Annotated in this window: 9 protein-coding genes; 8 read left to right on the top strand and 1 reads right to left on the bottom strand. The window is 65.0% G+C overall.

Features of this window, described 5'->3' with window-relative positions; genetic code table 11:
* Positions 1-217 precede the first annotated feature (217 nt).
* The 6 genes from ACQR0Z_RS32060 (at position 218) to ACQR0Z_RS32035 (ending at position 7,689) form a co-directional block, all read left to right on the top strand.
* Complete coding sequence (locus tag ACQR0Z_RS32060) at positions 218-2,617, top strand: TonB-dependent receptor domain-containing protein (RefSeq protein ID WP_434857674.1); 2,400 nt, start codon at positions 218-220, stop codon at positions 2,615-2,617.
* Positions 2,618-2,620: 3 nt separating this feature from the next.
* Positions 2,621-4,069 carry a PepSY domain-containing protein gene (locus tag ACQR0Z_RS32055; RefSeq protein WP_434921309.1) on the top strand — a complete coding sequence of 483 codons (1,449 nt, stop codon included), beginning with the start codon at positions 2,621-2,623 and terminating at the stop codon, positions 4,067-4,069.
* Between the two features lie 119 nt (positions 4,070-4,188).
* Positions 4,189-5,787, top strand: coding sequence for a sensor histidine kinase (locus tag ACQR0Z_RS32050; protein ID WP_434857676.1), 1,599 nt, complete (start codon positions 4,189-4,191; stop codon positions 5,785-5,787).
* Between the two features lie 47 nt (positions 5,788-5,834).
* A complete protein-coding gene (locus ACQR0Z_RS32045; RefSeq protein WP_434921308.1) occupies positions 5,835-6,032 on the top strand; it encodes a DUF1289 domain-containing protein in 198 nt (65 codons plus the stop codon).
* Between the two features lie 28 nt (positions 6,033-6,060).
* Positions 6,061-6,597, top strand: coding sequence for a TIGR02281 family clan AA aspartic protease (locus ACQR0Z_RS32040; protein ID WP_434921307.1), 537 nt, complete (start codon positions 6,061-6,063; stop codon positions 6,595-6,597).
* A gap of 63 nt (positions 6,598-6,660) precedes the next feature.
* The gene (locus ACQR0Z_RS32035; RefSeq protein WP_434921306.1) at positions 6,661-7,689 is read left to right on the top strand and encodes a pyridoxal phosphate-dependent aminotransferase; all 1,029 of its coding nucleotides are present in this window, start codon (positions 6,661-6,663) and stop codon (positions 7,687-7,689) included.
* Between the two features lies 1 nt (position 7,690).
* On the opposite strand, the gene dusA is transcribed toward ACQR0Z_RS32035, so the two are convergent.
* Positions 7,691-8,689, bottom strand: coding sequence for a tRNA dihydrouridine(20/20a) synthase DusA (gene dusA / locus ACQR0Z_RS32030; RefSeq protein WP_434857680.1), 999 nt, complete (start codon positions 8,687-8,689; stop codon positions 7,691-7,693).
* Between the two features lie 238 nt (positions 8,690-8,927).
* On the opposite strand from dusA, the gene ACQR0Z_RS32025 reads away from it, so the two are divergent.
* Together ACQR0Z_RS32025 and ACQR0Z_RS32020 are read left to right on the top strand one after the other, a co-directional pair.
* On the top strand, positions 8,928-9,131 hold the full coding sequence (locus ACQR0Z_RS32025) for a hypothetical protein (protein WP_434921337.1): 204 nt from the start codon (positions 8,928-8,930) through the stop codon (positions 9,129-9,131).
* 938 nt (positions 9,132-10,069) lie between these two features.
* Positions 10,070-17,188: a S8 family serine peptidase gene (locus ACQR0Z_RS32020; protein ID WP_434921305.1), complete on the top strand. Its 7,119-nt coding sequence runs from the start codon at positions 10,070-10,072 to the stop codon at positions 17,186-17,188.
* Positions 17,189-17,221 lie beyond the last annotated feature (33 nt).

The raw sequence follows: 17,221 nt of genomic DNA, 5'->3' as shown, positions 1-17,221 counted from the left end.
AGTGTCGCGTGATTGCACGCCCCACAACGCGCTGATACCTGTTCCAATCGCTAGCCGTTCGCATGTGTTGCCAGATCGAGACACGCCGCAGCAGAATGCCAAATATGTAATGTTATAACATTACATATTGGCGGAGTTGGGCTAACGCTTGGACTGTCATCGTGAACGCAAGGGGACGCGGCGTCCGGCACGATCGGGAGCCGCGATGGGAATCGACATGAGCGTGCGGAGTTTGTGGGGATCAGTATCGTTGGCGGCACTGGTGGCGGCGGGCTGCTCCGCGACCACTAGCGCCGGCGCGCAGCAGGCGTTCGAGCCGGGTCGCAGGGCAGCGGCCGACACGGTGCTGCCGGACGTCACCGTTGACGCTCCCCGACAGCGGCCGACCGCCGGCCGGACCCCGTCGCCGGCGAGGAACACCGCTCCAGCGGTACGCCGGGCGGCATCCCGGCGCGTCACGGCGCCGTCGCAGGCTACCCAACCGACCGTCCCCTCCTCCGCCACGGCGGTGGCGACGCCGCTCAACGGCAATGCACCGGCCGCCGCCGGCAGCCGCCTCGGTCTCACCGCGCGCGAGGTGCCGGCGACCGTCGAAGTGGTTGGCGCCGAGACGCTGCGCGAGCAGGGCTACCACACGACGGTGGACGCGGTGAAAGGCGCGACCGGCGTCAGCGCGGGCGATGCGCCGAATGATGTCGGCTTCGCGATGCGCGGCTTCCAGGGCAACCAGATCAGCGTCCTCTACAACGGCATCAATATCGGACCGACCGGCTTCACCGCGCTGACGATGGAGACGTACAACCTCGACCGCGTCGAGTTCCTCAAGGGCCCCTCCTCGCTGATCTCGGGCCAGGGCGCGGTCGGCGGCACCATCAACTTCGTAACCAAGGCGCCGCACACGGGCCCGGTGCATAACGAGGCGTTCGTCGGCTTCGACCAGCGCGGCACGTTCCGCAGCGGCTTCGGCTCCGGCGGCAGCACGACCGTCCCGGGGCTCGACTATCGTTTCGACATCAGCCGGACCAGGGAAGTCGGCTTCATCGACGACACCGAGTTCAAGAACGTCCACGTTTCCGGCCAGCTGAACTATCGCCTGTCGGACAGCTTCAGGACGTTCGTCGCCGCCGAGTTCAAGGACTACAAGGCCAAGCCCTATGAGGGCACGCCGCTGGTGCCGGCGGCCGACAGCGGCACCAATGCGACCGCCGGCATCGTCTCGGGCAGCAAGATATCCGCCTACAACAGCAGCAATCTCGACGCCGTGACGATCGACCGCCGCACGCTGTCGACCAATTATAATGTGGTCGACGGCCACAAGACGATCAAGGAGTCGTGGGTCCGCAGCGGCTTCGAGTGGGACCTGAACAATGCCGTCACCTTGCGGAGCCAGATCTACAACTACAATGCGAGCCGCGACTGGTACAATAACGAGATCTCGGCCTACAACTCGCTCACCAAACAAGTCGATCGGGAACGTTTCTTCGTCCACCACAATCACAACATCGTCGGCAACATCACTGACGTCACCTGGAACGGCAGCATCTTCGGTCTTGACAACCGCCTGGTCGGCTCGGTCGAGAGCTCCCATACCGACTTTACGCGCCCCGGCGCGGCAAACTTTCCCGGCGAGCCCGTTCCGCTGGTCGGCTTCGACCGCGGCTTTTATGGCGACTTGAGAACGCAGTTGCAGACGGCCACGATCGACAGCGTCGCGCTCAATCTCGAGGACCGGCTCAAGCTGACGAACACCTTCGCCCTGGTCGGCGGCCTGCGCTACAACCCGCTCACGCTCGATCGCAACTGGATCAGGAACGGCGCCGAGCGGCCCGGCTTCCCCTATTCGAAGAGCTGGCAGCCGGTCACGGGCCGCATCGGCTATACCTGGGAGGCGCTGCCGGGCACCATCTTCTACAGCCAATACGCGACGGCGAGCGATATTTCGGCCGACAGCATCTTTCTCTTGAGCCCGACGCAGAACCTGACCATGTCGGACTCGCGCAGCTACGAGACCGGCGTCAAGCAGCTCGCCTGGAACGGCCGCGCCGAATGGACCTTCTCGGCGTTCGACATCGAGCGCAACAATGTCTACAGCGCGCAGGCCGGCCAGCAGCTCAACTTGGCCGGCAAGGTCAAGTCGCAGGGCGTCGAGTTCTCAGCCGCGGTGCGGCCGACGCCGGAGAGCAGATTGTGGGGCAATGTCGCCTACGTCCGCGCCCGCTATGCCGACTATGACCTGGCTGACGGCAGCGCTTCGTTCTCCGGCAACACGCCGCCAAACATCCCCGCCGTGATCGTCAACGGCGGCGGCTCCTACCGCTTCCTCAATCCCGGCTGGTGGCCGGTCGAGCTCGGCTTCTCGGTGCGCCATGTCGGCGATCGCTGGAGCACCGATGCCAACACCGTGAAGCTGCTGGCCTACACCACGGCCGACCTGTTCGCCTTCGTCGACCTGCCGAAGGTGCCGCTGTTCGCCACCGCGACCAGCACCCGCCTCGCCTTCCGCGTCCGCAACGTCACCGACAAGCGCTACGCCGCCTGGAGCGATCCGTTCTATCCCGACCAGATCTTCCTGGGCGCGCCCCGCACCTACGAGGTCGAAGCCTCGTTCAAGTTCTAGCGCATGATCCGGGCGCTGATCCTCACGCATCGCTGGCTCAGCATTCCGCTCGGCCCGCTGTTCGTGCTGTGGTTCGCGACCGGCATCGTGATGCATTTCGTGCCGTTTCCGGCGCAGACGGAGAGCGAGCGGTTCGCCGGACTGGCGCCGCTCGATCTCGCGGCACCGCTGCGCAGCCCGGCAGAGGCGCTCGCTGCAAGCGGGATCGGCCAGCCCAACCGCATCCGGCTGGCGCAACGGCCGGACGGCCCTATCTATGTGATCTCCGCCGCCGGCCGCAGCATGGCCGTTCATGCCGACACGCTTGCGGCGGCCGATGTCACCTCGCCCGATCTCGCGCTGTCCGTTGCCAGCGCGGCCGCGCAACGCCGAGGGCTCGACACCACGAGCGCCGCGGTCGTCGCACGCGATGGCTACGATCAATGGACGGTGCCGAACCGGTTCGATCCGCACCGCCCGCTCTACCGGGTCGCGCTCAACGATGCCGAGGGCACCGAGCTCTACGTCTCCTCCCGGACCGGCGAGGTGATGCTCGACACGACGCGCTACGAACGCGGCTGGAACTACGTCGGCAGCGTCGTGCACTGGATCTATCCGACCGTGCTGCGCAAGGACTGGGCGGCGTGGAACGTCACCGTCTGGTGGCTCTCGCTGGCGGGCGTGATGGCCGCCCTGACCGGCGCCCTGCTCGGCCCGATCAGGCTGAAGCTGCGCCGGGCGCGGCTGTCGTCGCGTTACCGTGGCTGGCACCAGTGGCATCACTGGACGGGCCTCGTCTGCATGCAGTTCGTCTTGACCTGGATCGTCAGCGGCTGGCTGTCGATGGACCACGGCCGGCTGTTCACGACCGGTCGTCTGACCGACTCGGAACAGGCCGTCCTGGTCGGCACGCCGGACTGGCAGAGCCTCATGCCGGACACGCTGTCGGCGGTGCACGGTGATGTCCGCGAGGTCGACTGGTTCGCCTTCGGCGGCCGCCTGCATCAGCGCATCCGGCGCGCTGCCACGCAGCAGCAGATCGCGGTGATCGAGGGCCACTCGCCGCAGATCGTCGGCCGATTTCTACAGCCGGCCGAGGTGAATGAAGCGACGGCACGACTGGGCGCCGGTTGCGCGCGGTCCGCCGAGATCGAGGCCAGCGACGACTATCCGTTCACATCGAATGTGCCGGGGGCGCCGGTGTATCGCGCGGTGTGCGGCAACATTTGGTATCACATCGATGCCGCGTCCGGCGCCGTGCTCGAGAAGCTCGATCCCTCCCGACGCGCCTACCGCTGGCTCTACCAGGCGCTGCATACGTTGAACTTTCCGACGTTGCTCGCGCACAGGACGCTGCGCACTGTCCTCATCGTCGGTCTGTGCGCGGCAGGCTTTGCCTTCAGCATCACCGGCATCGTGATCGGCTGGCGACGGCTGCGTGTGCGTGGCGCCGTTGCTCGCCGCAATGGTTAATTTTAACGCCGGGTTAACGCAAATTTTTCGTTGTCTATAATCCGTCTTAAGGATTTCGAGCCAGTTATAGAGGATGCAGAAAGCAGCCCGTGCGGCCCCGGGCAGGATTTGTGTTGTTGATGAGTACACCCGCTGAAAAGCCCGAAGTCGTCGAGCTTCCGGCCGATCCGCCGGCGCTTGCACCGGCGGCCCAGCGCCGGGCCGCGCAGCAGCGGGTGCGCGAGGCGCGCGACCGGCTGACGTCGACCTCGGGCACGCGGCCCGCCTTCGATCGCGAGCTGCTGCGGCAATACGCGCAGACCCGCATCTCCGCGTCCTACATCGTCATTCTGCTGGTGGTCGCCACCGGCCTGATGCTGAGCGTCTGGCTGCATACGATCGCTGCCGGCGCCTGGACGCTCGGCGTGCTCTGCATCCACGCCGCCATCGTCCGCAACTGCAACAACTTCCTCGCCGACCAGCCGTCGCTGGCGGCGACGCGGCGCTGGCGCACGCGCTTCGTGCTGCTCGACCTGCTCTATGGCGTGTGCTGGATGGCGATCCTCATCCACCCCGCGCTTGCCGAGGTGTCGGGCACGCTGATGATGTTCCTGATGCTGCTGGTGATCGCCGTCTCCAGCATGCTCGCCGCCAACCTGCCGATCGCAGCCGTTGCGGTCACCGCGCCGGTGACGGTCGCGATCACGCTCAGCCTCGCGCTGTCAGGCACATTCGACAACTATCTCCTGGCCGGATTTGCTGTCGCGGCCGAAGGCTATTTCGTGCTGCTGGCGCACCAGCTGCACGCGACGACGCTCGCGACGCTCGAGGCGCGCGCCGAGAAGGACGCGCTGATCGGCGAGCTCGAACAGGCCAAGGCGATCTCCGACGAGGCGCGCTACCGCGCCGAGGCCGCCAACGTCGCCAAGTCGCGCTTCCTCGCGCAGATGAGCCACGAGCTGCGCACGCCGCTGAACGCCATCCTCGGCTTCTCCGAGGTGATGAAGAGCGAGATCTTCGGCGCGCATGCGGTGCCGGTCTACAAGGAATATTCCGCCGACATTCACAACTCCGGCGTCCACCTGCTCAACCTGATCAACGAGATCCTCGATCTCTCGCGCATCGAGGCCGGCCGCTACGAGCTGAACGAGGAAGCCGTCGCGCTGGTGCACGTCATCGCCGACTGCCATCACCTGCTCAAGCTGCGCGCCTCCAGCCGTGGCCTCACCATCCACGAGGTGTTCGAGCAGAAGATGCCGCGGCTGTGGGCGGACGAGCGCGCCATCCGCCAGGTCGTTCTCAATCTGCTGTCCAACGCCATCAAGTTCACCCCGCAGGGCGGCGAGATCTGGCTGAAGGCCGGCTGGACGGCGTCGGGCGGGCAATATCTCAGCGTCAGGGACACCGGCTCAGGCATCCCCGAGAACGAAATTCCGATCGTGCTCGCCTCGTTCGGCCAGGGCTCGAACTCGATCAAATCGGCCGAACAGGGCGCGGGCCTGGGCCTGCCGATCGCCAAGAACCTGATCGAGATGCATGGCGGCACCTTCACGCTGAAATCCAAGGTCCGCATCGGCACCGAGGTGATCGTCACCTTCCCGCCGGAGCGGGTGATGTCGGCGCTGGCGCCGCTGTCCGACGAGGCGCCGCCGCTGCAACCTGACCCTGCCACCGCGCCCGCCCAGGAGAAGCGGCGACTGCTGCGCAAACCGATCATGAATGCCGGAACGGGACTGTGAGATGATGGCACTTGCAAAGCCGGACCAAACCCTCTTTGACTGGCGGGATGAGCCAGGACACGCCCTGCATCGCCGTCTGCATGATCGACCCGACGACCAAGCTGTGCTTTGGCTGCGGCCGCACGCTGCCGGAGATCGCGCGATGGGGCGGCATGTCGCGCGACGAACGGCTCGCGGTGATGGACGGGCTTGCCTCGCGCATGAACGACGCCGGCCTGCCAGCCATGGCGCGCAAGCGCGGCTGAGCGCCTCCGCATCCGTCGGAGGCCGGGCATGAACAAGATCGCATTGGTCCTCGTCACCATGGTGGTCACCGCGAGCGCCGTGATCGTCTACAAGGATCCCGAGCAGGCCGCGCTGGCCAGCGACACCGTCTCGGAGATGCTGCGCAGCCGGGCCTTGAGGGCAAAGGCGAGCCCTCCGACCAACGCCGTCGAGATCGAGCGGACCAGGGGCGGCGAGTTCGCGCTGCGCGCCAAGATCAATGGCGTCACCGCGCCGATGGTGGTCGACACCGGCGCGACCTCGGTGGTGCTGACCTGGGAGACCGCCAAGGCCGCCGGACTGCCGCTCGAATTGCTGAACTACGACGTCGACGTCGAGACCGCGGGCGGCCACACCAAGGCGGCCCGGCTGACGCTCGATCGGCTCGCGATCGGCAAGCTCGTGGAGCGCTCCGTTCCCGCGCTGGTCGTGCCGCACGGCCAGATGAAGACCAACCTGCTCGGCATGAGCTTTCTCGACCGGCTCGAGCGCTTCGAGGTCCGCTCCGACCGGCTGATGCTGCACGGCTATCCCGATCGCAGCTGAGAGTGTGTCCGCAACGGCCATTGGCTTGCGGCGACGGCGACTGTCGGCCTAGGGTCGCATCCCATGGCCGACACCCTGCCCCGATCTCCGATCCAGCTTTCGCTGAACGAAAACCCGTTCGGCCCCGCGCCCGCGGCTGTCGACGCCATCCGGGCCGATCTCGCCGGCCTGGCGCGCTACACCGGCCGCGAGGTCGACGACCTCACGGCTGCGATCGCCGCGCGCGACAACATCCCGGCGGATCAGATCGTGCTCGGCGAGAATCTCAACGTGCTCGGCCTCTACCTCGCCGCACAGGACGGTCCCGGCGGCAGCTTCGTCTATTCCGAGCCGGGCTACACCGCGCTGATCGACGCGGTGGCGCCGGCGGGCGGACGCGTGGTCGGCGTGCCGCTGAACGCGCGGCTCGAGAACGACCTGCCGGCCATCGCGGCCGCCGTCGACAGCACCACGCGCGCGGTCTATCTCGTCAACCCGCACAATCCGTCGGGCACCGTCAGCGACGCCGCAGACTTCATCGCAGCCGTTCGCGCCTTGTCGACGCGCACGCTCGTGATCGTCGACGAGGCCTATCTCGAATTCCTGCCGGACTTCGCCGCGCGCACCGTCGCGCCGCTGCTGCGCGAGGGCGCCAATGTCGCCGTGTTCAGGACATTCTCGAAGATCTACGGACTGGCGAGCCTCGCCATCGGCGCCACGCTGGCGCCGAAGCCGCTGGCTGCAGGCCTGAAGCAGATGGGCATCGGCGCCTTCTTCGGCCTCAGCCGGTTGAGCCTCGTCGCCGCCATGGCCAGCCTGGATGATCGCAACTACGTCGACGATGTCCGGGCCAAGGTCGCCGCAGAGCGCGAGGCGTGGCATGGGCTGCTGCGCGGGCACGGCCGTCGCTTCAGCGCCTCGCAGGCCAACTTCGTGTTCTTCGATTGCGGCCGTCCACATGCCGAAGCTGCCGCGGCGCTCGCCGCTCGCGGCATCATCATCGGCCGCGCCCAGCCGCATTTCGACACCTGGCTGCGCATCTCGATCGGCCTGCCGGAAGAGAATGCGGTCGCGCGGCAGGCCGTGGCCGAGTTGCTGTCCGCCGACCGTTGACTCAAGCGAGCGCGGCGGCTGGCGTGCGCTCCTCGACCATCGCCACCGCCTCGCGCAGCACCTCGATGCCGGCCTCGGGCTTGACGCCGCGCTCGGCGAGATGACGGCGGAAGCCGCGGGCGCCAGGCACCGCGTGATAGGCACCAACGAGATGCCGCGTGATCGCGTGCAGCCGCGTGCCCTGCCCGAGCTGACGCGCGATATAGGGTTCGAGCGCGGCGAGCGCCTCCTTCATCGACGCATGCGGCGCAGCCTCGCCAAACAGCACGGGATCGACATCGAGCAGCCGCCACGGCTCCTGATAGGCCGCGCGCCCGAGCATCACGCCGTCGACATGCGCAAGATGCCGTTGCGCGGCCTCGATGCTGGTGATGCCTCCATTGATGATCACCGGCACCTGCGGCAGCCGCGCCTTCAACCGGTACACCCGGTCGTAGTCGAGCGGCGGGATGTCGCGGTTCTCCTTCGGCGACAGGCCGTTCAGCCAGGCCTTGCGCGCATGCACGACCAGGGCGTCGGCGCCGGCGTCCACCACGGCATCGGCGAGCGCATCGAGCGCGATCTCCGGATCCTGATCGTCGATGCCGATCCGGCACTTCACGGTGACGGGAATCGTCACCGCGCGCTTCATCGCCGCAACGCAGGCCGCGACCAGCGCAGGCTCGGCCATCAGGCACGCGCCGAAGCGCCCGTCCTTCACCCGGTCCGACGGACAGCCGACATTGAGGTTGATTTCGTCATAGCCGAAGTCCTCGCCGATCCTCGCCGAGGTGGCGAGATCCGCCGGATCGGAGCCGCCAAGCTGCAGCGCCACCGGATGCTCGCTGGCGTCGAAGCCGAGTAGCCGCTTGCGGTCGCCGTGAATGACGGCGCCCGTCGTGACCATCTCGGTATAGAGCAGCGCCCGGCGCGTCAGCAGCCGATGGAACACCCGGCAATGCCGATCCGTCCAATCCATCATCGGCGCCACGGAAAATCTATGTGATTGATATCGCTTCATTTTTTAGCATGTTCAGTTCGTTGGGCCGCCTTGTGTGCACCCTATTCTACGCCACGGCGCGATGCTTTTTCCGGCTCTTCGCCGCCTCAGCGCACACGGAGCGCACACACGTGCAACATTCACCGGACTGAAATCCGGCTCGTGGAGAGCCCAAGTCCGACGAAAGGGAAAATATGTCAACGGGACGTTTCTCCGCCGAGCGGGCGCCGACGAACGGGTCATCGATATCGCGCGGCGGATGACCGCCAAGACCGACCTCGCCGAGGAACCACCGATGACCGGCGGCATGATGAACCTGCGCACGCTGGTGGAGAAGACCCCGGACGCCGATCTGCCGCGCCAGATGATCGGTTTTGCGGCCCAGCGCCAGCTACTCCCAACGCCATTCAGCAGCTCATTGTTTCGCGATGGACTTCGTCACACCAACATCTTCCCGAACTGAGATAGAGAAATTCCCGATTCGAATAGCGTGTTCTGTCCTGACATGTAGTCGCGACTTCGGGCTTCACGCGCGAGTCCTGGCAGACGATCCTTCCTTCAATCATCATCTTTCCAAAACCCACCCCGGTCTCCGGCTCCCCAAGTGGCCGGGGCCTTTTCTGATTTCGGACCGCGCCAATCGGCTTCGGCGAGAATCGCCGGCGCGTTCATTCTCACCTGGAGCTCACACCCGCCGCTGGTGAGATTTATCCCGATCAACAGGCGATGCACTTCCCGACGGTGCCACGTCGTTTTCCCAGGCCATCTTCGACGATCCCGTATCACGCCAAGTCTTCAGGCTTTCTAATTTTTATTATTCGCGTGAAGCTTCCCACCAAACTTTACGATCAGTCTTGCTTCGTGCCCGGCTACAAATAGCTGCGCGAACAGGACATTCTCGAACGTCCGGCTGTTTCTTTGCCACGTCATTCATCATCAGAGACATCTCATCGACGGATCGGCAACGCGCCTCGAACGCCATACATCGCAATCATCTCTCGAATTTTTGCCACATAGGTCGATGAACTAACTGATCGACGAGACGTCGCAACAATGCGCCGTCATCAGACCGACTGGCGCTCTGACGAGCGCTGCGACGTATTTCGGCCGAGAGCCGGAATACGTGAAGCCGCGAATGCTGCAGTCACGCACGTTCGACAACGGAACCAAAGGAGGCAGCGCATTTGGGACATGCACACCCACGGACGAGCTGCGGGGCGCGCGCACTCTCTCCAAGCGTACGCTCGGCTATCAGGCTACGGCGCAGAACCACCGCTGCGATTGGACGGTAAGACGACGGTGACCACGACCGGTGGGTAACGCCCCCCACACGACCGAGCGCTTTTCGCAACGGCCGGATCACGTCGGCCCGACATGACGCCTTTGAACGGGAAAGATCTGATGACAACGACCGACGCAGCCTCTCGGAATGCTCCGCGCATCGATCTCGCAGTCGACAGCGAGCTTTCGGCAACCGGCACCGTTCCGCTCTCTCCGTCGTCTCCCTCCGGCGAGACTGCCCCGGTCTACGCAACGCTGCCAGCGCCGGTCATCTCGAAACAGCCGCCCTCCGACGGCTCGAGCGCGGTCACGACGGCGGTCTCGACCGCCACGTCATCCACAGAGCCGCCTCCCACCGATGACCTGTTCGACGATCAATGGCATTTCGGCCTTCTCGGCGACATTCAGAAGATCTGGGAAGAATTCACGGGCAGCGGTGTCCACGTCGGCATCTACGACGACGGTATCGAGACGCAACATCCGGACCTTGAATCGAACTACGACGCCAGCCTGGAAGTCGTCGTCGGCGGCGAGCATCTCGACGCCAGCCTCCCTGTCACGCTGGGATACGGCGGTGCGCATGGCACGGCGGTCGCAGGATTGATCGCCGCTGCACGCGACGGCTTCGGCGCGGTCGGCGTGGCCTATGGCAGCAGCATCACCGGTGTCCCGATCTTCGGCGGAGCCGCCGACATCAACAGCAATTTCACGGGGTTCATCGAGGCACTTGGCCATGCCGGGCAGTTCGACATCATCTCCAACAGCTGGGGCGCGCAGCCGATCTTCTACCAGGCGGCCAGCGCCTCGAACGCGCAGATCGTTGCGGGCTGGATGGCGGCGGTCGAGTCCGGCCGCGGCGGACTAGGAACGATCATTACCAAGGCGGCCGGCAACGACGATCTCAACGCCAACGGCGACGCCGCGGACACATCACGCGCGACGATCGTGGTTGGCGCCTATGATGCGACTGGCGACGCCGCCTGGTACTCCAATTTCGGCGCCAATCTGCTCGTCTCGGCGCCGTCGAGCGGCGATCGCCGCGGCTTCCTCGACCCGCCCGGCGTACACATCGATCCCGGCCTCGTCACGACCGACCTGCAAGGCGAGCTCGGATACAACATGAGCGGCGATGTCATCGTGCCGTCCGACTACACGAACCAGTTCGGCGGCACCTCCGGAGCAACGCCCATCGTCTCCGGCGCTGTCGCCCTGATGCTGGATGCCAACGCCGATCTCGGCTGGCGCGACGTGCAGACCATCCTCGCCTACTCGGCGCGGGAGATCGGAAGCGGTATCGGCGGCAATCGCACGGCGTCCGAGGATAACAGCTGGTTCTACAACAATGCCGGCAATTGGAACGGCGGCGGCCTGCACTTTTCGGCCGACTACGGCTTTGGCGCCATCGACGCCTACAACGCCGTGCGCATGGCCGAGGTGTGGGGCTTGTTTGCGGCTCCCCAGGTCAGCGCCAACGAAATGTCGTTCTCGTCGACGTTCTCCACGGGCGCGGTGATCAACGACCTGACCAACACCGACATCACATTCGACTTCTCGGGCAATGAATTCGACGTCGAGTTCGTCAACATCGACCTCGACATTGCCCACAGTTCGGCGACGGCTTCGGTCGTGATCGACATCTTCGGCGGTGTCGAGGGTATCGGAACGAAGTATCTCGCAGACCTCAGCATCTCGCTGATATCTCCCGACGGGACGGTCGTCGAGCTCGCCGACTTCAACCGGGACTTCCTGTTCGACAACGCGACCGGTGGGGTGCATCTCGCACTCGGCGCAAACGCCTTCCGGGGAGAGGATGCCAACGGCGTCTGGACCTTGCGCATCACGGACGCCTGGTTCGGCAACGATCCGGGCCTTCTCAGCGCGGCCACGGTCACACTGCACGGCCGCGATGGCGCTTCCGGCGGCAACGATCTCGACAGCGACGTCTATCACTATACCAACGAGATCCTGACCACATTGGCCAAGGACGGCTCCCGCCAGACGTTGAGCGACGATGGGGGCAGCGCAGACTGGCTCGACATGGCCGCGATGTCCGGCAATCTCGTCATCTCGCTTGCGGAAGGCGCCACCTCGACCGTGAACGGAGCCGCATTCCTGACGCTGGCGGGTGGCACCGAGATCGAGAACGCCGTCACCGGAGATGGCAACGACGATATCGCGGGCAACGCCCTCGACAACCGGCTGTACGGCATGCGCGGCGGCGATACGCTGAGCGGCGGCGAAGGCAGCGACACCCTCTCGGGCGGTGCCGGCAATGATATTCTCGAGGGTGACGAGGGCGCCGACCACTTCCTGTTCGACCGCGCCCTGAACGCTGCGACCAATCTCGACATCATTCTCGATTTCGCCCATCACGTCGATACGATCTGGCTGGACTCGTCGATCTTCGCAGGGCTCAATCTCGGAACGCTCGATGCCGATGTCTTCTATGTCATCGGCCAGGGCGCGGAGACGGCTGCCGACCGCATCATCTACGACGCGGCAACCGGCGCCCTGTTCTTCGATGCCGACGGCAGTGGCAGCAGCGCTGCCGTGCAGTTCGCGCTGCTCGCCCAGACACCGGCGGACCTGTCGTTCGACGACATCGTCGTCGTCTCGTCCACTCCGCAACCTATCGTCAGCGCCGGCGATCGAACCGCCGATACAACAGCAACGGTCACCACCTCCGAGGCTGACCGCCAGGGCGCCGGGACCATCACCGGCACTGCCGCGAGCGAGACGCTCAGGGGCGATTTTGGAGACAATGAGATCTACGGTCTGGGCGGGGAAGACATCATCTTCACCGGCAGCGGCAACAATTTCGTCGACGGCGGCGCAGGTCTCGATACCATCATCGCCGGCGACGGCAACGATACGCTGATCGGCGGCGGCGCCTATCCGCTGCTGGGAGACTCCATCTTCGGCGGCGGCGGCAACGACCTGATCATCGGCAGCGACGATCAGACCAACGACGAAACCTGGAAATATCTCGGCGCCCACGGCGACACCCTGAATGGCGGATCCGGCAACGACAAGCTCTATGGCTTGAGCGGCGATGACCTCCTGGTCGGCGGTGACGGGAACGACCTCATCGTCGGCGGCTCCGGCAGCGATCAGCTCATCGGCGGCGACGGCAACGACCGGCTGCTGCCGGGCACCGGCGACGTCGACTACGTCTCTGGCGGAGAGGGCATCGATACGCTGGTGCTCGCCGGCGCGCGATCCGAATACCGCCTCTATATGCTCGACGCGGTCAACCCTGGGTTCAACAATCAGACGGTCTATTTCGAGAGAGTCGTCGATGGCGTCGTCGAGCGCACCGGCATCAAGTTCGACGATGTCGAGAAGATCGAGTTTGCGGACCGGACGACGGAACTTCCGCACCCGCTCGTCGACGTCATCCAGAACGCGTTCTTCCAGCCAAGCTACGATCCGATCGTGCGGCAATATGACGGCTACGAGATCGGCGCCGTCATCGATTGGGCGCAGGACGTCACCATTGCCGACCTCGGAACCGAGCACGGCGGGCGTGACATGCTGCAGACCGTCGGCATCGAGCACACCTATGGTTCAGTCGACATCGAGAGCGATGCGCTGACGCTGCTGAAGCTGACCTGGCTCGGATCCTACGCGCAGATTGACAACTATCTCAGCCAGGAGATGACGGAAACCGTGACGGTCCACGCTGCGGAGGGCGCGCGCGATCTCACATTGATGTCGTTCGGCCTGAACATGGGCGCCGACGCCAAGATCATCGACGACACGGCAACGAGCATCTATCTGATATCGGACTCGGTCGGCTCCGGCCTGCTGGCGGACAAATGGAACGGCGCCGCCGTCAACGACTTCAACCTGTCATTTGCGTCCGCGACATCGTTCACCTTTCAGAATGTCGCCGGAGGCGCCATCAAATGGTACATTCCGAACGTCACGACGATTGCCGCTCCGTTCGCAGGCTTCAGTCCGGTCGAGCACTTCTCCTATTACGGCCAGTCCGGAATTCTCACCATCGAGACGCCGCTGGACGATGCCATACTCGCCACCGCAGGGGGCAATGCCAACTACTCGTTCTCGGGCGGTTTCGGGAGCGAGTTGATCCGCTTCGGGAATCTCGGCGACGTCAACCTGTCGAATGACGGCACGCAAGGTGACGAGGCCGCCACGAATGCCGGCCGCGGGCTGCGCGGCAGCATCGATCTCGGCGCGGGCGACGATGAAGCCCGTATTCTGGGAAGTGGCGCGTTCCAGAATGGCGGCATGCTCGATGGCGGCGTCTCCACATTCACGCAGCCGGACTCCACGACGGTCGAGACCGAAGTGGCAGGTGACACGCTGCGCATGACCTTTGCAGTGGCCGCGGCCATTGGCGACATCAGTGACCGCATCCAGAATTTCGAGATCCTCCAGCTCGATGCGACGTCGCTGACCAACCAGGTCGTCGACGTTGCCGACTTCGACAGTCTCGCCAAGCTGCGATTCATCGGCGGTGCGTACGCCGATGTCGACAACTCGGTCGTCGGCCTCGTCAACAACGCGGACGTGACCATTCGCTCCGTCTCCGATCCAGCGCAAAACGTCGACGGCCTCGGAGGCTATGTCTTCACGAGCTACGGGAATGCGTTCGGGACGCTCAACCTCGATCTCGCTGGCGACGCAGGGAACGATTCGATCACGCTCCGCTTCATCGGACTGGCGACGGATGGGGTGGACTATGGCACGATCCATGTGGCCGATGCCGAAACCGTCGCCATCACGACGGATTCGCGCGACGCTTCCTATCACGACGCGCCGTTCGATCCGAACATCGACCAGCCGCCTCTGTCCCAGCAGCCGACGGATGCGTTCGCGCAGGTGCTCGATCTGGACGCCACGACGACGCTGACGATCGCGGGAAACACCGGCTGGGATCTGACGGTCGACGGCACGGATATTGGCAAGTTGCGGACGCTCGACGCCTCGGGCGTCACCGGTGAAGGTGCCATCGGCGCCGTGAAGGCCATGGCACAGACCCGCGAGGCCGTCACTTTCACCGGCGGCATGGGCAATGACGCGCTCACAGGCAATGCCGGCGACGATACGCTCGCGGGTGGCGCCGGTGGGAACGACGTTCTCGATGGCGGCGCGGGGACGGACACGGCAGTGTTCGCCGGCAAGATCTCCGACTATACCATCAGCGTCGACGGCAACGTCGTGAGCGTCGCAAACCGCCAAGACGGCAGCATCGACACCGTCACCGACGTCGAGCGGTTCCAGTTCGACGACGGAACGCTGACCGGCGAGGACATCGGGCTCCCTGCCGCCAACCAGGCGCCCAGCGGCATCTCCCTCGCAAACCTATTGACGTCGATCGCCGAAGACATGGCAACCGACGTACGGATCAAGGTCGCCGACATCGCGGTCACCGATGACGGCAAGGGCACGAACGCGATCGGCCTTGCCGGCGACGACAGCGGCTCGTTCGAGATCGACGGCAACGCGCTGTATCTCAAGGCCGGGGCGGCGCTCGACTTCGAAGGCGGAAAGACGCAGTTCGACGTCGTCATCACCGTTGACGACGCCGCGGTCGGAGCCACGCCGGACGCCAGCGTCGCCTTGACCATCGCGGTCACCAACGTGAACGAGGCGCCGACCGGGGTCGCGCTCGCGAGCAACCCGGTCGCGGAGAACGCGGCGGCAGGCACGGTGGTCGGCGTCCTGTCGGCAACTGATCCCGACAGCGGCGACGTCATCAGCTACGCGCTGACCGATGACGCCGGAGGGCGCTTCGCGATCGTCGACGGCGAGCTCGTGCTGGCCCGGGGTGACGCGCTTGATTTCGAGACGGACGCATCGCACGAGATCACGGTGAAGGTGACCGATGCGGGCGGACTCAGCATCGACAGGACGATTGCGATCGACGTCGCCGACGTCAACGAGAAGGCCTCGATCTCGCTGACGCCGGTGCTCGCGTCGATTGCGGAGAATACGACCGTCACCACCCCGCTCAAGGTGGCCGACATCGTCCTGAACGATCCCGACACGGCGAGCACCTTCCGGCAGAACACGCTGTCCCTGTCCGGCAGCCAAGCCGCCATGTTCGAGATCCTCACCATTGCAGGCGTCGCCGGGCTCTATCTGAAGGCCGGCGTTCAGCTCGATTACGAGCAGATGCAGAGCGTCGATGTGACGGTCGTCGTCGACGACGCGTCGCTGCCCGGCGGGCATGAGGATTCGGCGTCCTACACGCTCGCCATCGCCGATGTGAACGAGACGCCCGTCATCCACGGCACCTCCTGCAATGACAGGCTCATTGGCACCGACGGCAACGATCTGTTCGACGGCGGTGGCGGGCGCGACACCTTCATCGGCCGTGGTGGGGACGACACCTATCTTGTCGACAGCTGGAACGATAAGGTCATTGAACGCTGTCACGACGGCACCGACACGGTGAAAAGCGCGGCCATCAGCTATACGCTTGCGCACAATGTCGAGAACCTCGTGCTGCTCGACGGCGCCAAAACCGGCACCGGCAACTCCGAGGCCAACGAGATCACCGGCAATGCCGGCGACAACTATCTCTCCGGCCGCGCGGGCAATGACGTCATCGAGGGCGGTGCCGGCGATGACCATATGGACGGCGGCTCCGGCCTCGATACCGTCTCCTACGAGCATGCGACATCGGCCGTCACGGTCAGCCTTGCGCTGACAGACGCGCAGGATACCGGCGAAGCTACCGGCGTCGATACGCTTCGAGGCTTCGAGAACCTGAAGGGGTCGGCCTTCGACGATCATCTCGAGGGCGATCGCAAGGCAAACGTCATCGATGGTGGCGCTGGCAATGATTTCATCGACGGCGGGGCAGGCAATGACGTCCTCACGGGAGGCGATGGCGCCGATGCCTTCGTGTTCAGCTCGAAGCTGTCATCGGGCTGTCAGTGGAACGCCTGGAGTCACGATGGCGGCTGGAGCCATCGCGGAGCGGAGAACCGCGACACGATCACGGATTTCTCCGTTGCCGACGACACGATCTGGCTCGACCGCAACATCTTCACGGCGCTTCACGGCAAGGAGGGCGAGACCCTATCGGCCTGCGAATTCCGCATCGGGTCGAAGGCGCTCGATGCCGACGACCACATCATCTACAACGCGGAGACCGGCGTGCTGATCTATGACGCGAACGGCAGCAAGGCCGGTGGCGCGGTCGAGATCGCAATCCTCTCCAAGGGGCTCGCCATGACCAACGAGGATTTCCTCCTTGTGTAGCTGACGGGCGCGGAAGCACATCCGATCAAGGAC

The organism is Bradyrhizobium sp. HKCCYLS3077, from assembly GCF_051167555.1.
Taxonomy (GTDB): Bacteria; Pseudomonadota; Alphaproteobacteria; order Rhizobiales; family Xanthobacteraceae; genus Bradyrhizobium.
Note: the sequence above shows the minus strand (reverse complement) of the source record. Positions and strands in the feature narration are given on the sequence as shown.